The 18,314-nt window shown below is 33.8% G+C and carries 16 protein-coding genes; 13 read left to right on the top strand and 3 right to left on the bottom strand.

Annotated elements, in window-relative coordinates:
• Positions 1 to 81 precede the first annotated feature (81 nt).
• Complete coding sequence (gene spsC, locus AC1Q8N_RS21315) at positions 82 to 708, top strand: stationary phase survival protein SpsC (protein WP_000920109.1); 627 nt, start codon at positions 82 to 84, stop codon at positions 706 to 708.
• 307 nt (positions 709 to 1,015) lie between these two features.
• Complete coding sequence (pepA, locus tag AC1Q8N_RS21320) at positions 1,016 to 2,503, top strand: cytosol aminopeptidase (RefSeq protein WP_098642731.1); 1,488 nt, start codon at positions 1,016 to 1,018, stop codon at positions 2,501 to 2,503.
• 239 nt (positions 2,504 to 2,742) lie between these two features.
• Here pepA and AC1Q8N_RS21325 read toward each other — a convergent pair whose 3' ends face one another.
• Together AC1Q8N_RS21325 and cdaS are read right to left on the bottom strand one after the other, a co-directional pair.
• Positions 2,743 to 3,102, bottom strand: coding sequence for a hypothetical protein (locus AC1Q8N_RS21325; protein WP_003295594.1), 360 nt, complete (start codon positions 3,100 to 3,102; stop codon positions 2,743 to 2,745).
• A gap of 90 nt (positions 3,103 to 3,192) precedes the next feature.
• Positions 3,193 to 3,801, bottom strand: coding sequence for a sporulation-specific diadenylate cyclase CdaS (cdaS, locus tag AC1Q8N_RS21330; protein ID WP_048542252.1), 609 nt, complete (start codon positions 3,799 to 3,801; stop codon positions 3,193 to 3,195).
• A gap of 190 nt (positions 3,802 to 3,991) precedes the next feature.
• Here cdaS and AC1Q8N_RS21335 point away from each other — a divergent pair, with 190 nt between their 5' ends.
• From AC1Q8N_RS21335 to AC1Q8N_RS21385, 11 genes are all read left to right on the top strand, one after another.
• Positions 3,992 to 5,719, top strand: a complete 1,728-nt coding sequence (locus AC1Q8N_RS21335) for a phospho-sugar mutase (protein WP_493521367.1) — start codon at positions 3,992 to 3,994, stop codon at positions 5,717 to 5,719.
• A 262-nt stretch (positions 5,720 to 5,981) separates the two neighbouring features.
• Positions 5,982 to 6,323 (top strand): hypothetical protein, encoded by a 342-nt coding sequence (locus AC1Q8N_RS21340; RefSeq protein ID WP_000648045.1) that lies wholly within the window; start codon positions 5,982 to 5,984, stop codon positions 6,321 to 6,323.
• The gene (locus tag AC1Q8N_RS21345) at positions 6,316 to 6,654 is read left to right on the top strand and encodes an EamA family transporter (protein ID WP_048542249.1); all 339 of its coding nucleotides are present in this window, start codon (positions 6,316 to 6,318) and stop codon (positions 6,652 to 6,654) included. Before AC1Q8N_RS21340 ends, AC1Q8N_RS21345 begins: the two co-directional genes overlap by 8 nt.
• Positions 6,655 to 6,841: 187 nt before the next feature.
• A complete protein-coding gene (locus tag AC1Q8N_RS21350; protein ID WP_493521368.1) occupies positions 6,842 to 8,683 on the top strand; it encodes a DUF2142 domain-containing protein in 1,842 nt (613 codons plus the stop codon).
• Positions 8,684 to 8,707: 24 nt separating this feature from the next.
• Positions 8,708 to 9,424: a glycosyltransferase family 2 protein gene (locus AC1Q8N_RS21355; RefSeq protein ID WP_048542245.1), complete on the top strand. Its 717-nt coding sequence runs from the start codon at positions 8,708 to 8,710 to the stop codon at positions 9,422 to 9,424.
• Positions 9,421 to 9,816 carry a DUF2304 domain-containing protein gene (locus AC1Q8N_RS21360; RefSeq protein WP_048542243.1) on the top strand — a complete coding sequence of 132 codons (396 nt, stop codon included), beginning with the start codon at positions 9,421 to 9,423 and terminating at the stop codon, positions 9,814 to 9,816. The genes AC1Q8N_RS21355 and AC1Q8N_RS21360 overlap by 4 nt, the downstream gene beginning before the upstream one ends.
• Before the next feature lie 100 nt (positions 9,817 to 9,916).
• A complete protein-coding gene (locus AC1Q8N_RS21365) occupies positions 9,917 to 11,161 on the top strand; it encodes a glycosyltransferase family 87 protein (RefSeq protein ID WP_098078273.1) in 1,245 nt (414 codons plus the stop codon).
• Between the two features lie 501 nt (positions 11,162 to 11,662).
• The gene (gene galU, locus AC1Q8N_RS21370) at positions 11,663 to 12,553 is read left to right on the top strand and encodes a UTP--glucose-1-phosphate uridylyltransferase GalU (protein WP_048542239.1); all 891 of its coding nucleotides are present in this window, start codon (positions 11,663 to 11,665) and stop codon (positions 12,551 to 12,553) included.
• Between the two features lie 140 nt (positions 12,554 to 12,693).
• Complete coding sequence (locus AC1Q8N_RS21375) at positions 12,694 to 13,701, top strand: glycosyltransferase family 2 protein (RefSeq protein ID WP_048542238.1); 1,008 nt, start codon at positions 12,694 to 12,696, stop codon at positions 13,699 to 13,701.
• A 12-nt stretch (positions 13,702 to 13,713) separates the two neighbouring features.
• Positions 13,714 to 14,136, top strand: a complete 423-nt coding sequence (locus AC1Q8N_RS21380) for a GtrA family protein (RefSeq protein ID WP_001060121.1) — start codon at positions 13,714 to 13,716, stop codon at positions 14,134 to 14,136.
• Between the two features lie 91 nt (positions 14,137 to 14,227).
• On the top strand, positions 14,228 to 16,915 hold the full coding sequence (locus tag AC1Q8N_RS21385; RefSeq protein WP_098642732.1) for a YfhO family protein: 2,688 nt from the start codon (positions 14,228 to 14,230) through the stop codon (positions 16,913 to 16,915).
• A gap of 17 nt (positions 16,916 to 16,932) precedes the next feature.
• Here the strand turns inward: AC1Q8N_RS21385 and AC1Q8N_RS21390 are convergent, their stop codons facing one another.
• Positions 16,933 to 18,309, bottom strand: a complete 1,377-nt coding sequence (locus AC1Q8N_RS21390; protein ID WP_048542234.1) for an O-antigen ligase family protein — start codon at positions 18,307 to 18,309, stop codon at positions 16,933 to 16,935.
• Positions 18,310 to 18,314 lie beyond the last annotated feature (5 nt).

Here is an 18,314-nt window from a genome sequence, read left to right on the forward strand (position 1 = left end):
CAATTCATTTGGGGATTATTTTTTGCATATTCCTTCATCGTATAGGGAATGATTAACGATGAAGGAGTGTGGAATATAAAAATGTTAAAACGATATTGTATTCGCATTATGATGACTTGTTTACTTGTATCCGCATTATGCGTAACATGGAATGCTTTCACAGGAGTTTCTTTATTAGAGATTGTAAAGAAATATGAGGGAACGAGTGCAAAAGAAGTACATGCAGCAGAAGTTAAGAGAAATGTTGCTCCGAGTAAAGAAGTGATAAATGCTTTAGAGCAGGCAAACGACTGGTCTAAATATCGTTCAATTGAAATGACTGCAACAGGTTATACGTCGGGAATTGAGTCAACTGGTAAGAGACCGGGACATCCGGAGTATGGTATTACATATTCAGGAGTTAAGGTGAAAAGGGATTTATATTCCACAATCGCTGCGGACTTACGCGTATTCCCAATTGGAACGATTCTATTCGTACCAGGTTATGGGTACGGTGTAGTAGCTGATAAGGGCGGTGCAATAAAAGGAAACCGTCTTGATCTGTATTATGATACGGTGAAAGATGTTTATAGCCAATGGGGTAAGAAAAAAGTGAATGTGTATGTAGTGAAAGTTGGAAATGGTAAGTTTTCAGAAGAAGAGTTAACGATGTTAAATCAAGACGAAACGATGCAAGTGTTTCGTGGGCAATATTTAAAACAAAGATAGTCTAGTGGTAATTACGCTAGACTTTTTTATTTGATAATAGAAGAAATGGAAGAAAGATGGATTACCCCGCTATTTGTGGGCAGTAAAACCCCACCTCAAAATTCAGCGAAAGCAAAGAAATTAGGCGGGGGGCGGGCTACCCGTAAAAGTCCGATTGGTGAAGGCTAATAATCAGTGGGGGATGAAGAAAAACACCACTGATTAAAGGTTCACTTTATATAGGATGCAACAGAAGTTAGAATTGTCGCATTTTATCGAAAATAAAGTTATAATAAAGGTAGAGTAGAGAAATTTAGGGGGTCTGAACATGTTTCAAGTACAAAAAGAATTAGCAAGCCACGAAGCGGTTATTGTTGCCTTATTTGAAGAAGAGAAAACGAGTAGTTTTGTACAAGAACTGGACAAAGCATTTGAAGGACACTTACAAGTTTTATTAGAAGAGAAAGAACTTTCTACTAAGAAGAAAGCTATTTCGAAAGTACATAGTTTAGGGAAAACAAATGTGAAACGTTATTATTTCGTTGGTTTAGGAAAGAAAGAATCTTATACGACAGAAACGTTACGTGCGGCTCTTGGTAAGGCGTTTAAAACGTTACAAGCAGCAAAAGTACAAGATGCAGCAATCTTACTTGATTCTTTCGTAACAGAGAAATTAGATGTGATTGATGTAGCTCATATAGCGGCAGAAGTACAAGGTCTTGGTACATATGAATTACAAACGTATAAATCAGATAAAAAGGATCGTGTAGAGTTAGAGAAGTTCACGGCTATTACAGCGGAAGATGCACAGGAAATTGAAGCTGCATTAACAGTTGGCTACGTGCATGGACGCGCAACAAATTCGGCTCGTACACTTGTAAATATGCCACCAAACGTATTAACAGCGACGAAGCTTGCTGAGTATGCTGTTGAGTTAGCGGAAAAGTATGATATGGATTATAAAGTTCTTGAGAAAGAAGAGATGGAAGATCTTGGTATGGGTGCGTTACTTGCAGTAAACCAAGGTAGTACAGAGCCGCCAAAAATGATTGCTCTTATTTATAAAGGAAAAGAAGAGTGGACAGATGTCATTGGATTTGTTGGAAAAGGAATTACATACGATACAGGTGGTTATTCTTTAAAACCACGTGAAGGCATGGTCGGTATGAAAGGTGATATGGGCGGTGCTGCTGCTGTATTAGGTGCGATGGAAATTATCGGTGAACTTCGCCCAGAGCAAAATGTGATCGCTGTTATTCCATCAACTGATAACGTTGTAAGTGGTACAGCATTTAAGCCAGACGATGTAATTACATCTATGAGCGGAAAAACAATTGAAGTATTAAATACAGATGCAGAAGGTCGCCTTGCGTTAGCGGACGGTATTACGTATGCGAAAAAACTAGGTGCAAACTACCTTATTGATGTTGCGACATTAACAGGCGGTGTAATTGTTGCACTTGGAAATCATACGACAGGCGCAATGACAAACAATGAAGAGTTGTTTGAGCAAGTGCTAGAAGCTTCTATGGAAACGGATGAATCAATTTGGCAATTACCGATTTTTGATCGTGATAAAGAACGCGTTCGAAACAGTAAGTTTGCTGATTTAAATAACTCACCAGGCCGTGAAGGACATGCGGTTATGGCAGGTACATTCCTAGGTGAATTTGCTGAAGGTACACCTTGGGTACACTTAGACATCGCTGGAACATCTGAAACGTCAGGAGCGCATGATTTAGGGCCGGCCGGGGCAACAGGTGCAATGGTACGTACACTTGCAACGTTTGTTGAAAGGTTTAGTGATGGAGAATAAGCAAAAAGATAAAGGTGAATGGTTGTTACAACTTATAAGCAATCATAAATGAAATAATAGCAAAGAAGATAATTGCATTGTTATTACTATGAGAAGTAAGTTTTTGATAACTGAATATTTTTATGAAGATTTTCCATATAAATTATTATTTTGTTTTAAACATTTATCCTGTAGTTTGATCCGAAGAAAATGACCTCCAAATGAATCGTAGATTCGTTCGAAGGTCATTTTTTAATAGTTTATTGATTATATCCGACAATTTTATTTGTATCGATATCGACGTACACTTCAACGTTTTTGGGATAGGACGTATCAGATGGGAAATGCACGAGGTAGACACTTCTCCCTTCATATTCTTCATTAAATTGACGGCTATTATGTTTATGCAATATTGTTTTGATCATTGTTGCATTTTCCCAATCACCGATAATATATTGCTTTTCTTGATTGGATAGTTGATTCCAAACTGCCTTTTTTATGCCTTTTTCTGTTTCTTGATTTTGATAGGAAATGTCTTTCGAATTATTCGTATCGATGCAACCTGTAAAAGTGAAGCATACGAAGAGTATTGTAATAAATTGCTGTAATATGTTCTTCATGGCTAGCATATCGCCTCCCTGTTCCCAAACACTTCAATTAGCAGAAAGAAAATTCCTGCTATGCGAGGAAATATAAGTGTATTATATGTTTCATAATGAAAATGTATATAAGGTTCCATCTAAGGCAAATGACGTTATACCAGTTTCCTCAGATACAACAAAAATAAGTGCATCACTGACTTCAGAGAGTCCAATTGCTGCGCGGTGACGTGTTCCTAACTTTCGATTGGATGTCAAAGTTTGTTGCGATAAGGGTAGTATATTTGCTGCTGATATAATATGGTTATTATTTACAAGAACAGCACCGTCATGAAGTGAGTTTCCAGGGTAAAAAATAGATTCTAGTAACGGAACTGTTAAATGAGCCTGAATTTCTATACCAGATTGGATATATGCTTCTAATGATTTTTCTCTTTCTATAATAATAAGAGCTCCATGGCGTTTTTGAGATAATTGCCTGATTGCAGTTAATAGTTGGATATAGCAATCTGTATATGGTGATAAATATGTTTTGAGATAGTAAGAAGCGGTTGTTGATTGAATTTGTAATAGTAACTTATGTATATCTTCGACTTTACATAAAAGGCATTTATCATTGTTCTCTAATGTGCTTTGCATATCTTGAAGTGCAAGGGAAATATCTTTGATAATCTCTTGGATATGTTGTTGTATTTCTGGTTTAAGCGCCCATTCTTGCATTGTACCTCACCTTATTCGAGAATATATTTATTTATGTATAGCTTTTCAATTTATACAAAAAGTATTCATAATGGGTGCTGTTTTATACATTTAATGTAAAAGTTTTTGTGAGTATTAAATATAGTATTGAGGAAAATATCATTTTCACCATATAATTAAATTGTGTTTGATTGAGAGGAGAGAATTTAAAATGGAATGGAAAAAAGAATATGAACGCTGGAATACATTTGTTAGTTTGGATATAGAGTTAAAACAAGAGTTAGAGGAAATGAAACAAGATGTAAAGAAAATTGAAGACAGTTTCTACAAAAATTTAGAATTTGGTACAGGCGGTATGCGTGGTGAACTTGGTGCTGGAACAAACCGTTTGAACGTATATACAGTACGTAAGGCGACAGAAGGTTTAGCTCAATTTATTGAGAAACAAGGAGAGGAAGCAAAAGCACGTGGTGTTGTTGTTGCATATGATTCTCGTCATAAATCTCCAGAGTTTGCAATGGAAGTAGCTGCAACACTTGGTGCACATGGTATTAAAACATACGTGTTTGAAAGCTTACGCCCAACGCCAGTGCTTTCTTTCGCAGTTCGTCATTTACATACAGTAAGTGGAATCGTTCTTACGGCAAGTCATAATCCGCCTGAATATAACGGATATAAAGTATACGGTGAAGATGGTGGACAATTGCCTCCAAAAGAAGCTGATGAGTTAATTAGCTACGTAAATGCAGTAGAAGATGAGTTAACAGTTGAAGTAGCTGACGTAGAGAAATTAAAAGCTGGCGGTTTATTACATATTATTGGACAAGAAGTAGATGATGCATATGCAGCAGAATTGAACAATGTCATTATTAATAAAGAAATGGTGCAAAAAGTTGGTAAGGACTTAAAGATCGTCTTTACACCATTACACGGAACATCAAATGTTTCTGTGCGCCGTGGTTTAAAAGAAGTTGGATTTACAGATGTAACGGTTGTAAAAGAGCAAGAGTTACCAGATCCGAACTTCTCTACAGTAAAATCACCGAATCCAGAAGAGCACGCGGCGTTTGAGTATGCAATTCGTGATGGTGAAAAAGTTGGTGCAGATGTATTAATCGCAACAGATCCTGACGCAGACCGTCTAGGAGTAGCAGTTCGCAATCACGATGGTGAGTTCCAAGTGTTAACTGGTAACCAAACAGGTGCATTAATGCTTGATTACTTACTATCTCAAAAGAAAGAAAACGGAACTCTTCCAGAAAACGGTGTTGTTTTAAAAACAATCGTAACGTCTGAAATTGGTCGTACAATTGCGAAAGCATACGGTTTAGATACAGTTGATACGTTAACTGGATTTAAATTTATTGGAGAAAAAATTAAGCAATATGAAGAAAGTGGACAGTATAGTTTCCAATTTGGTTATGAGGAAAGTTATGGTTATTTAATTAAGCCATTCTGTCGTGATAAAGATGCTGTTCAATCTGTTTTATTCGCATGTGAGGTTGCAGCATATTATAAGGCGCAAGGAAAGACATTGTATGATGGATTGCTTGAAGTGTTTGAAAAACATGGTTATTTCCGTGAGGGGCTTGTGTCATTGACCTTAAAAGGAAAAGATGGCGCAGAACAAATTCAAAACTTGATGACAACATTCCGTGGAAATTGTCCTGTAGAAGTAGCTGGTTTAAAAGTTACAATTGCTGAAGATTATAAAGCAAGCTTGAGAACAAAAATTATAGGGGATGGAACAGAGGAAATACATTTACCAAAATCAAATGTGTTAAAGTATTACCTTGAGGATGGTTCTTGGTTCTGTTTACGTCCGTCTGGGACAGAACCTAAAATCAAATTTTATTTTGGGGTGCAGGGAAGTACGCTACAACATAGTGAAGAAAAACTTGAAAGTATAAAGAATGATATTATGAACCGAGTTCAATAATATATTAAAAAAGCATGAGCGTTAGATGCTCATGCTTTTTTTTTTTGGAAACTTGGAGTGAATTTTCTTGTTCGAATTTTTATCAGTAGTTGGTTTTATTGTCACAAATTGGGCACAATCGGTAAATGCATTTAATTAAGTTCAGAATGAAATTTTGGATTAATTATGTTAAAATTTGTTTCGTGTGTATATAAACTAAAAATGGCAATTTGTAAAAAAGTAATGATATAACTATCAATTTTAAAAAAAGAGAGTTGAGTGTATGAAAGCATCAATGAAGCATTATATATTTTTACATGTTGCCTTTTTTTTATACTCTATCATAATGGTGTATATGAAATGGGCGGCAAACTTTTCAGTTGGATCAATTTCTTTTTTTATTGCCTACATGATTCTTGTAATTCTTTTATTTGGATACGCAATTATTTGGCAGCAAGTTATTAAACCATTTGAAATATCTAAAGCGTATTCCCATCGAGGAGTCATTATTTTATGGGGACTATTATGGTCAGTGGTGTTCTTCGGTGATACAATAAAATGGAATAATTTGGTTGGTGCAGTCATTATTATTATAGGGATTGTCGTGGTGGTAAAAGATGAATAAATTTGTGTTGCTTTACATTTTTGGAGTTGTTTTAGCAAACTATTCGCAAATTTTATTAAAGAAGGCAACATTATCGAATTATGATACAAAGTGGAAAGAATATGTAAATCGCTACGTAATTGTAGGATATTCTTTATTTGTAATTAACGCTGGATTAAATGTAATTGCCTTGAAAGGTGTTCCATTAAAACAAGCGCCTGTTATTGAATCGCTTAGTTATATTTTTATTTTAATATTCAGTTGGTATTTTCTTGGTGAAAAAATAACTAAAAGGAAGATATTTGGAAATCTGATTATTATTATAGGTATTATTGTGTTTTGCATTCAGTAAAAGTCATTTTTTGTGCATCTACTGTGTGCCGATATTTAGAAAATAATATAATCGAGGTGTTTGTAGCATGATAGGAAGAAAAAAGATATTTTTATCTTTTTTTGTAGTTTTTTGTGCAGTTTTATATGTGTTTTTGACGGGGCCTATACACACTGTAAATAAGAGTCTTGTTTATAGCAAATATAAGATGATTGATTTAGCGCAAGGTGAAGAAGTGCGTCAAGAGATTCATTTTGCAGGTGAAAACCCAAAGCATTTGCTGTTACCTCTTACAAGTGAAAGTTATCATAAAAACGCTGTGTTAGAGTATGAGCTCTCGGCTAAAGGGAAAATCGTGAGTAAAGAAAGAGTCGATTTAAAAACATGGGGCGGAGAAAAATATATTAAGGATCCTCATTTTAAGAGCAGTATTATAATTCCTATTGAAAAAGACATAAATAAAGATGCTGTCTTGAAAGTAAAAATAGTAGAAGCTGAAAATGGCGAAAAAGTTACTATTCGTACAGGGGCATCATTGTCTCCAGATGAAAAACTGACTGTTAATGGTAAAGAAGAAAGTGGACAAGCGATAGCTGCAAAGGTAGCATATGATCAACTTGATTGGTTTAAGGTTGGAAAAGCAGTTGTTACTGCATTAGCTACTTTATTAGCTTTATTCCTTATTGGTAATAACACAGTTAAAAATTTTGTCGTTGTTACCGGAATAATGGGGGTTATGTTCAGTTTCAATAATCCACTCTTTGAGGCAACTGATGAAAACTTCCATTTTGCAAAAGCGTATGATATTAGCTTAGGGAATCTTCTCTCTACAAAACAGGGAGATAAAGTGGGCGTTAACTTACCAGAGAATATTGATGATATGCCACGCCCGAATCAATTTGAAACAACTTATGGGTTATTGGCAAATGGCGAAAGATACGATAGGGCTAAGAGTGATATTTGGGATACCTATACATTTGCAGATAAAACGAATTTTGTAGAGCAACCCACAACAGCTGTTTATACACCAATTCCTTATATTCCACAAGCTCTTGGCTTAATTATTGCTAATATATTGGGGCTAAAAGCTTTTAGTGCGCTAATGTTAGGAAGGATTTTTAATTTAGCTGTGTATATTGCTTTGAGTGCTCTTGCGATAAAAATTATTCCAAGGTTGAAAAATACGTTAGCATTTTTAGCGGCATTTCCATTGTTTGTATCATTGGGTGCGTCGTTTTCAGCAGATGCAATACTGATGGGGTTAAATTACCTGTTTATTGCTGTAATGTTGCAGAAGCTTATGCGTTCTGAAAAGAATACGTTAGGAATTAAAGATTTTATTATTCCAATTGTTTTATTAATCCTAATAGTATTATGTAAATTTACGTATTGGCCGTTATCATTCTTGATTTTTGCGTTTATTGGAAGGGATTTATTCCTTACAAAAATGCAAGGTGTTATGTCATTTTTATTACTGGCAGGAATACCAGGTTTAATAATGAGTTCTTGGAACCTATTCGTAATGAAATTTGTGGGAACTATTAATCCAAATGAAAAAATTAATCCTGTTGGTCAATTGAAGTTTATACTAGAGCATCCAGTTGAAGTAATAAAAGCTTTTTTTGGAACATTTGAAAGTGGAATGAGCATGTGGATGAACATGCTAAATCAAGTTGGATGGGTAACTCATTTAATGAGTGGTATTGTGCTTATTAGTATGGTAGGACTTGTAATGACAGTCATTTTTGATTATAGCGAAGATGGATTTAAATTACGTAAGTTCGATTATGCAGTCTTTATACTCACAATTGTAAGTGTAGTTGGGCTAGTTATGTTAAGCTTATATTTAACATGGTCTGAAGTTGGTACAGATTTCATTAGTGGTTTACAAGGAAGATATTTCTTACCTGTCATTCCAATTGTATTGTTCATCTTTAATGAAAGAATGAATGTGAAACAACACTCAGAGTTAACAGCGCAACGCTCAGCCAGATTAGCATGTTGTATGCTATTGTATGCAAATGTGTTTATGCTAGGATATTTTTATTAAAATTAGTGGAGTGAGGGATTCCAATTGTTAAAAAAGAAGCTGATTATTATTCCTGCTTACAATGAATCAACGAACTTAATACACGTTGTAGAGGATATAGAGAAGAATGCTCCAGATTTTGATTATGTTATTATCAATGATTGCTCAAAAGATGATACAGAGCAAATATGTAAAGATAATAATTTTAATTATGTAAGTTTACCGATCAATTTAGGAATTGGTGGAGGCATGCAGACTGGTTATAAGTATGCTCAGCGCCATGGATATGATGTTGCGGTACAATTTGATGGTGATGGACAACATGATGCGGCCTATTTAGGAGCCCTTCTTAAAGAAATGGAAGATACGAGAGCAGATATGGTTATTGGCTCACGTTTTATTAATAAAGAAGGATTCCAGTCTTCATTTACTAGAAGAGTTGGGATTCGTTTCTTTGAAAAATTAATCAAAATTGTATCTGGAAAAAGAATAACGGATGCGACTTCTGGATTTAGAATGGTAAATCGTAAAATTATTAATGAATTTTGTGAGTACTATCCAAAAGACTATCCAGAGCCGGAAAGTATTGTTGCTGTAATTAGAAACAATTATGAAGTAAAAGAAGTTCCAGTACTTATGCGAGAAAGAATGGGTGGGACATCTTCAATAGTAAATTACAAAGCCATTTACTATATGATTAAAGTAACACTTGCGATTACAATTGATCGATTAAAACCTAAAAGAAAGGAGAATGCTTCGTGACAATTCGCCTTCAAATATTAATTATTTTAGGAGTTATAGTAGGATTAATTATTTTTACAAACCTAGTCCGTAAAGAAAAATTGGAATTGAAATATGTATTAACATGGTATGGAGTGTTAATCGGTATTTTAATGATTGGGATTTTCCCAAAATCAATTGATGTGGTTTCACATTTATTGGGAGTTGCTACACCGATAAATGCGCTATTCTTTTTGGGATTTCTTTTTGTAACATGTGTTTTATTTTTCTTAACTGTTGTAGTTTCGAGATCTTCCATTCGAATTAAAGAATTGACGCAAGTTATAGCTATTTATCAGCATGAAAATGAAAAAATGCAGCAAGAATTATTAACTCATAAAGAAAAAGAAGAAAAACAGAAAGTAACTGTATAATTAAATAGGTTGTATAAGCGAAGCAGAAATATACTGGATTTCTGCTTTTCTTATGTCACCTCCTTTATGGGTCTCATAATAATGTTTTGGAGGAGAATAAATGGTAAATATAAAAATAAGCGAGAAAATGTTTAAGGTTATCTCCTTAATATGTTTGCTAGGGGCAATTGGGTACTCGCTAGGATATCAAGTCCTATGGCCACTTTATAAAGAGCCTGCAATGTTAGGGTGGATGTTTGATGATTATCATTTCTTTTACTATGCATTTCATACAATTTGGAATGATAATGCCATAAGCATGATGTATAATTTGGACCATCAAATGGAGACATTTCGTCAACTATATGGTGAAACAAAAGGTGCACTAGGATACTATATGTATCCACCACAGTTTGCTGTATTTCTTTCGTGGTTCGCAGCATTTCCTTATGAAAAAGCGCGCCTTTTATGGACCATGTTCAATAGTATATTATTCATATTGGGTGTATGTTTAGTAATACAAGCTGCGTATAAAGGAAGAGCAAAAGGGGTAAAGTATCTCTTGTTTTCTGCGGCTATTATTATTTATCCAGTATTTGCTGATTTTTATTGGGGACAATCCAATCGTTTAATCTTCTTTTTATTATGTTTAACATATTATTTTTATCAATCTAAACATAAGTGGTTGGCAGGGATTCCGATTGTTTTTGCTACTAGCTTTAAATTACTACCGGGTATTTTTCTTGTATACTTCCTATATAAGAAAGAGTGGAAGGTGTTTTTAAGTGCTGTGGTTACAACGATTGTTACATCAGGGATTACCATTGCTATAGTTGGATGGAATGTAGCTTGGGAATATGTAACAAAAGATTTGTTTGTTGTAAATGAAATTAATGAAATGCATGGTGGAGCACCTTGGGATAGCTCATTTAAAGGAGTATTAAAGACATATTTCCCACACGATTCAATGAGTATAACTCACCTTGTGTATGTCATAATACTATTAGCAATTACATTTCTAGTTATTAGAAAATGTAAAAAAGATAGCTCGTTGGAGTTTGTCCTCGTTACAGCGCTTATGCTGTTATTCTCACCTGTTGTTGAAGTACATTATCCTGTATTAATGATCATTGTAATCGTATATGTACTTTCACATATATTTAACAATTCATTAATAGAAGAATTCGTAGATGGTAATGTAATGTATAGCATTAGTCTAGATGCAAAAAGTGTATGGCATGTAGTTGTTACAGCGGTTTCAATCAATATTTTGATGGATTCACCAGAAGGAATGAGTTACTTCATAGCCATGTTATTCCTGTTTTATGTATTATTAGATCGTTACTATATTCAAAATAAAAAATAGATTTTAGTAAAAGTTTACGTATAATTTGAAATTGTTATGGTGAAAAAATTAAATTATATAATTTTAAAGATGTATATTTACGTGGCCTTTCACATGTTTATTAACATGCATCTATTTAGCTTTTTTGCAAAAGGAAATAAGTGCATATTTGTCAGATTTGCTACGCTTTTTAGGACCGATTGTACGAAGGATACAGTAAATAAAAGGGCTCATGAGTAGAGAATAAGGAGAAGCACATGAGAGATTAATAAGTAACCTTGACGAATAAAGAGACAATCATGTAGAATTTGTACGAAGTGTCTTTTGCAGTTAGTGAAGAAGTTAACATGTAAAAAACTTTAGTTTAATAAGAAAATTGATAGATATATAGTATAAAAGTTATACTCATTTGGATAAGAATGTATCCCATAAATATGGTTTGATAAGGGAAAAATAATAAAAATAACTACTGCTTGGACAAATGCGAATATATACCAAAGATGAGAGAAAGAGGTTATAGGCATGAAAAAAGTAAGAAAAGCTATTATTCCTGCAGCTGGTCTTGGGACACGTTTTTTACCAGCTACAAAGGCACAGCCTAAAGAAATGTTACCAATTGTTGATAAACCAACAATCCAATATATCGTTGAAGAAGCTGTAGCGGCTGGTATTGAAGATATCATTATCGTTACAGGAAAAGGAAAACGTGCGATTGAAGATCATTTCGACAATGCATTTGAATTAGAACAAAACTTATTAGAGAAGAAAAAATATGAGTTACTTGAAAAAGTACAAGCATCTTCGAAAATGGTAGATATTCACTATATTCGTCAAAAAGAACCACAAGGTTTAGGACATGCAGTATGGTGTGCTCGTAAGTTCATCGGCGATGAGCCATTTGCTGTTCTTCTTGGTGATGACATTGTACAAGCTGAAAAACCTTGTTTAAAACAGCTTATCGATGAGTATGAGCATACACTTTCATCTGTGATCGGTGTGCAAACTGTTCCAGAAAATGAAACGCATCGCTATGGTATTATTGACCCATTAGAAAAAGAGGGTCGCCGTTATCAAGTGAAGCAATTTGTTGAAAAACCGGCTCCAGGTGAGGCACCTTCAAACTTAGCAATTATGGGACGCTATGTGTTAACACCAGAAATATTCCGCTTCTTAGAAGAGCAGGATATTGGTGCTGGCGGTGAAATTCAATTAACAGATGCAATCCAAAAGCTAAACGAAATTCAACGTGTGTTCGCATACGATTTTGAAGGAAAGCGTTATGATGTTGGAGAGAAGCTAGGCTTTATTCAAACAACAATCGAAATGGCGTTACAACATGAAGAGTTAAAAGATGATTTATTAGCGATTATGGAAGAAATTGTGAACGGACAAAAAAATACTGTGAAAAATTAACTTATTTATAAATATGTGAGGTTAGACATAGTGAATTGGAGAAAGAGGTATTCTAAGATAAACATCCAGTTTACTATGTCTAATCTGTGCTTATAAGATGTTCTTTATGAGCAGGCTTGAAAAAGAAAGGAGCACCTTTTTTGAAGACTATTACTATATTGGTACCGGCGTATAATGAAGAAGAGGTATTAGATCAATTATATAGTCGTTTAACAGGGGTATTTCAAGGCATTCCAAATTATAACTTTGAAATTTTGTTTGTTAACGACGGAAGTAAAGACCGCACGTTAGATATTATTAAGGAATTTAGAATGAATGATAAGCGTATTTCGTATGTAGACTTATCACGAAATTTTGGAAAAGAAACAGCAATGATTGCGGGTCTTGATCATGCAATTGGAGATGCAGTAATTATCATTGATGCTGATTTACAAGATCCACCAGAATTAATCCCTGAAATGATCAAGTACTGGGAGCAAGGGTATGATGATATTTATGCAAAACGTCGTTCTCGTTCAGGTGAATCATGGGCGAAGAAATGGACAGCTGGTAAATTTTATAGCTTGCTAAAGAAAACAACAAGAATTCCGATCCAAGAAAATACAGGTGATTTTCGTTTACTAGACCGTCGTTGTGTTGAGGCATTAAAGAAAATTCGTGAAACGCAGCGTTATACAAAAGGGATGTTTAGCTGGATTGGTTATAATAAGAAAGAAATTTTATTCGATCGTGATCCTCGTGCTGCAGGTGAAACAAAGTGGAACTATTTCAAACTAATGGATCTTGCTATTGAAGGAATTACATCCTTTACAACAGCGCCATTGCGCCTTGCATCGTTCATGGGATTTACTGTTTCATTCTTAGCTTTTATCTATATGATTTGGATTATTATTAAGACGCTAATGTATGGTGAATCAGTAAGTGGATATCCATCTATGATGACAGCTATTCTATTCATCGGTGGTGTACAGTTAATTTCTATCGGTATTATTGGGGAATATTTAGGACGTATCTTCAATGAAACAAAACAACGTCCGCTATATTTTGTAGATGAATATAATGATGATAAAGTAACGAATATCGATGGCGATCAAAAAACGGCGAAATTATACAGCGTAGAAGATCGTAAAGTAAAATCAAATCACTAGGGGATTAGAAGTGTGAATAATAAAGCGAAAGAAATCTTTAACTATTTACTTTTCGGTGGTTTAACGACGTTAATCAACATTGTGACGTATTTTATTTGTGCAACGTTAATTGGAATGGATTACAAAATAGCAACAACAATTGCTTGGATTGTATCGGTACTGTTTGCGTATATTACAAATAAGAAGTATGTATTTAACAGTCAACAAACAAGTTTTGCTCATGTAGTAAAAGAGTTTGTCTACTTTATGGGATTCCGTATTGTATCGTATTTCATTGATATCGCATCCATGATTGTTTTAATTGAATGGCTAGGTATGAATGATTTAGTAGCGAAAATTATTGCAAACGTTATTGTTGTGGTTGTAAATTATTTTGCGAGTAAATATATTATTTTTAAAAAGAAGACCGATATAGAAAACGGTCAAAATATATAAAAAACAATGGCTTGGCTCTATGCCGGCTATTGTTTTTTATACATAAAATTTGGTAATAAATGATTAATGAAGAATGATATGGAGGAGTATAATGCAAGTGCTGTTAGATTTGTTTAAGAAAAAGAAGTTTTTATATACTTTTGCTTTTTTACTTCCTTTTTCTATTTATGGTGTCATTTTTATTTTACTGGGTATTGCACCGTTTGGAGAAAAATCAATCCTTGTAACGGATTTACACACACAATATGTGCAGTTTTACACGTATTTATATGATGTGTTTAAAAATGGAAAAAGTATATTTTATAGCTGGGAAGGTGGAATGGGGTTAAACTTCATTGGAGTATTTGCTTATTATTTAGCTAGTCCTTTTTCACTACTTATTCTCCTGTTTGATCGTTCGCATATTCCAGAAGCGATTATGTTAATGACGTTATTAAAAACAGGATTAGCTGGTTTTACAATGACGTATTATTTAAGTCATATGATGAAGCGTCGTGAAATTGCTATTGCGCTATTCTCAACTTTTTATGCTTTAATGTCATTTGTAACAGTATATTCTTTCTGTGTAATGTGGTTAGATGCTATTTATTTACTACCACTTATTATGTTAGGTGTTGAAAAGCTAGTTGCAGAAAAAAAATGGGTGTTATTCACATTTAGTTTAGCACTTACATTTATTACGAATTTTTATATTTCCTTTATGGTAGGGATTTTTACATTTATCTATTTTGTAGCACGTTATTGTGTGCTTTACGATATTCGAAATATAAAATTATTAATGCAAAGGTTCGTATGGTTCTGTCTTGGAACAGGATTGGCAGGTGGAATGTCTGCATTTATTACGCTACCAACATACATGGATTTAAAGAGCAACTTTGTTGAACGTACTAAGATTCCATTCTCTACAGCATTTAATTTTGATCCTTTTGATTTTTATGCACGATTCTTTAATGGCGTAATTGATACGACAGTAAATGGAATGCCGAACGTTTATGCAGGTGTTTTAACTGTATTACTCATTCCATTATTCTTTATTACAAAGAGAATTTCATTGAAAGAAAAGATTGTATATGGAAGCGTACTGTTATTCCTAATCCTTTCTTTTGAAATTCCGTTTTTAAATATTGCTTGGCATGGTTTTGAGCCACCAACGAATTTCCCGTATCGTTATTCATTTACATTCTCCTTTGTACTCATTTATGTAGCAGTTCGAACGTTTATGGTATTCGAAGAGGAATTAATACCAGCTTTAAAAAAGGTTGTATTGTTTAATATATTTATGCTGCTATTATTAGGAAAAGTAGCTCCAAGTTATATGCAGTCAAATAAGATTGTAATTAATGCCTTTTTAATCATTATGTATGCATTATTGTTATTTGGAAAAGTTCGCTTGCGAAAAAATAAAGCAATTATCTCTTTGGCTTTATTAGCTATAGTAGGGCTAGATGTAGCAACTAATACAGTATACATGGTTAAGTTAATGGGCTATGAATACGGATATATTAATCGTCAAGAATATGCTTCGCCGTATCCAAAATATGAAGAGACCATTCAGAAAGTAGCCGAGCAGGACAAGGGACTTTATCGAATGGAAACGACAAGAGGTGTTACATGGAATGATGCGCTACGCTTTGGATATAAGGGCGTAACACACTTCAATTCTGTGGCAAATGGTCACTTGAATTTATACATGCAAGATTTAGGTTATGGATATCTAGAGGCATTAATTTTACAAAATGGTAAAGGGATTCTCTCTACTGATGCCTTGTTTGGTGTAAAATATATGATTTCTGATCAACCTTTAAATAAATACGGATGGTCTGAAATCGATCATGTTGGAAGCAATTATGTATATGAGAATAAAAATGCGCTTTCGTTCGGATACATGGTAAATAAAGATGAATTTGATGTTAAAGGAAAAGACAAGTTGAAAGTACAAAGAATCAACTATACAAATTCCTTTGAGAAGCAAAACGAATTGATTGGTAAATTAGATGGGCAACAAGTTAGTTACTATCAACCGTTAAACCCACTTTCTGTAGAATATAATAATTTAGCAGTTGTGGAAACGAGCGAGAAAACGAAAAAAGAGCTACAGGCTGAAACCGAAAAAATAGCTCAAACAAATCAAAAGCCAATCGAATTGGTTAAACAGCAGGGTGGACAAAAAGCAAGTATTAAATATACAGTTGATGTAAAAGGTAAGCAACAATTGTATACAAAATTACGTGTGGAACCAACTGATATTACAAAAGTATATGTAAATGGAAAATCACTTGGTAAAAAATTCACTGAATATCCTCGTTACTATTGGAACAATGGTATTTTAGATTTAGGATATTTTGATAATGAAAAAGTCAAGGTTGAAGTTGAAGTCAAAGGAAGTAGTCATTCCATTGAGATGGAACAACAATTATTCTATGGACTTGATGTAGAAGCATTTGATAAGCGAATAAATGTACTGAAACAACAGTCATTTGATGTAAAGAATTACACAAGTCGCACGGTATCAGGAAAAATTGATGTGAAGGAAGATAACTATTTATTCCTATCTATTCCATATGATAAAGGCTGGAAGGCAACAGTTGATGGTAAAGAAGCTAAGTTACTTAAATTAAATGATGCATTCCTTGGATTAGATTTAGAAAAAGGAACGCATACAATTGAATTAAAGTATACTTCCCCAGGATTTGTAATGGGAGCAATTGTTTCGTTTATTACTTTTGTTATCACACTATTAGGCGCTTTTATTGTATCAAGGAAACAGAAGAAAATATAATAAAAAAGGACTACTGATTATTTCAGTAGTCCTTTTTTATTATATATACATCCCGTAATGAGGAAGAAATACATCATGAAGACGGCATTCTCTAATATGTTATAAAAGGCACTTCCTATAATAGCACCAACAAATAAACATAAGAGAATGGGACTAAATATTGAATTTCTTCTTAGTTTCCAGAAAGCACTTAAAATTCCATATGCAAATATCGAACATAAAATGACTCCGATAAGTCCTGTTTCCGCTAGAATTTGGATGTATTGGTTGTCAGAATAAAAATTCCATGTAATATTATACGATTTATAAATTGGTGACGAGTGTGTTTGAGTAGCTGCATCACCGAATGTACCGAAACCATATCCGGTAATTGGTTTGTCACGGAAGATTTCTAATGCTTTCTGTACATAATATATTCGACCGTCTTGCTTACTTAATTCTAATGTGTCTTCTGATAGTGCTTCTGAAAAGCGTTTTGCACCTAGAGCATCTCCTTCTAAATAGTTTGTCATAAGAGAGATTCCAGTAGCGCATATAAATGAGATGAGTATTATAGGGATTAATGCTTTCCAATACGGTATATTACGATGGATAATGATATAAAGCACTCCAAAGGTTATTAACGCTAAAAATGCTCCGCGTGAATAGGTTAACCATAAAGTTGTCGCGATAATTGTTAGCCCTACATAGAGTATGTACTTCATTCTTATGGAAGCATTTTTTAACAAATATAAAGAAATAATAAATGCAATTATTAAATAAAGTGCAAGTTCATTTGGGCCACCAGCCATACCATATATACGAATTTTATTAGTAGGAGCTAGATCGAGATTTTTCCATACCTCCGGTAGTAGCATACTACGGAGAGAAATTTTTTCAATTAAGCCTTGAATCGAAATGATAATTGCAGCCACGAAAGTTACTTTTGCAAACAATATGAAATCATCTCGGGTGAATGACAATCGAGAGACGATATAGAATACAAAATAGTATAGTAAAAGGGTATGTAACTGCATAATTATTGCTGCTAAAGATACATTGTTAATTAATCCTACAATCGCTCCGAATAAACAAAATAGGAAATATGCGATTTCAAAATAATGAAATGTAAATAGTTTTGAAGCAGTATTTCGATATTGCAAAATGATTTTGCATAATAAAGCGAGAATAATGAAAATCCCAATAAATTTAAACCCTGCATTGTAGGCAGTTAAAAAGGGGCGCATTGGAATAAATAATAGTAAATAAGCAATACCGAGCTTTTCATCTCGAAAGGCAGTTATTGCTAATAATGCCGAAATGAATAGCCCGGTATAAGTTGCTGAAAATATTAATCCTACTATAATAAGGAAAATACTTAAAGTAATATAGTGAAATCGATTTAGCTGAATCATAATAT

This window comes from Bacillus sp. GW823-FHT06B01, assembly GCF_058952315.1.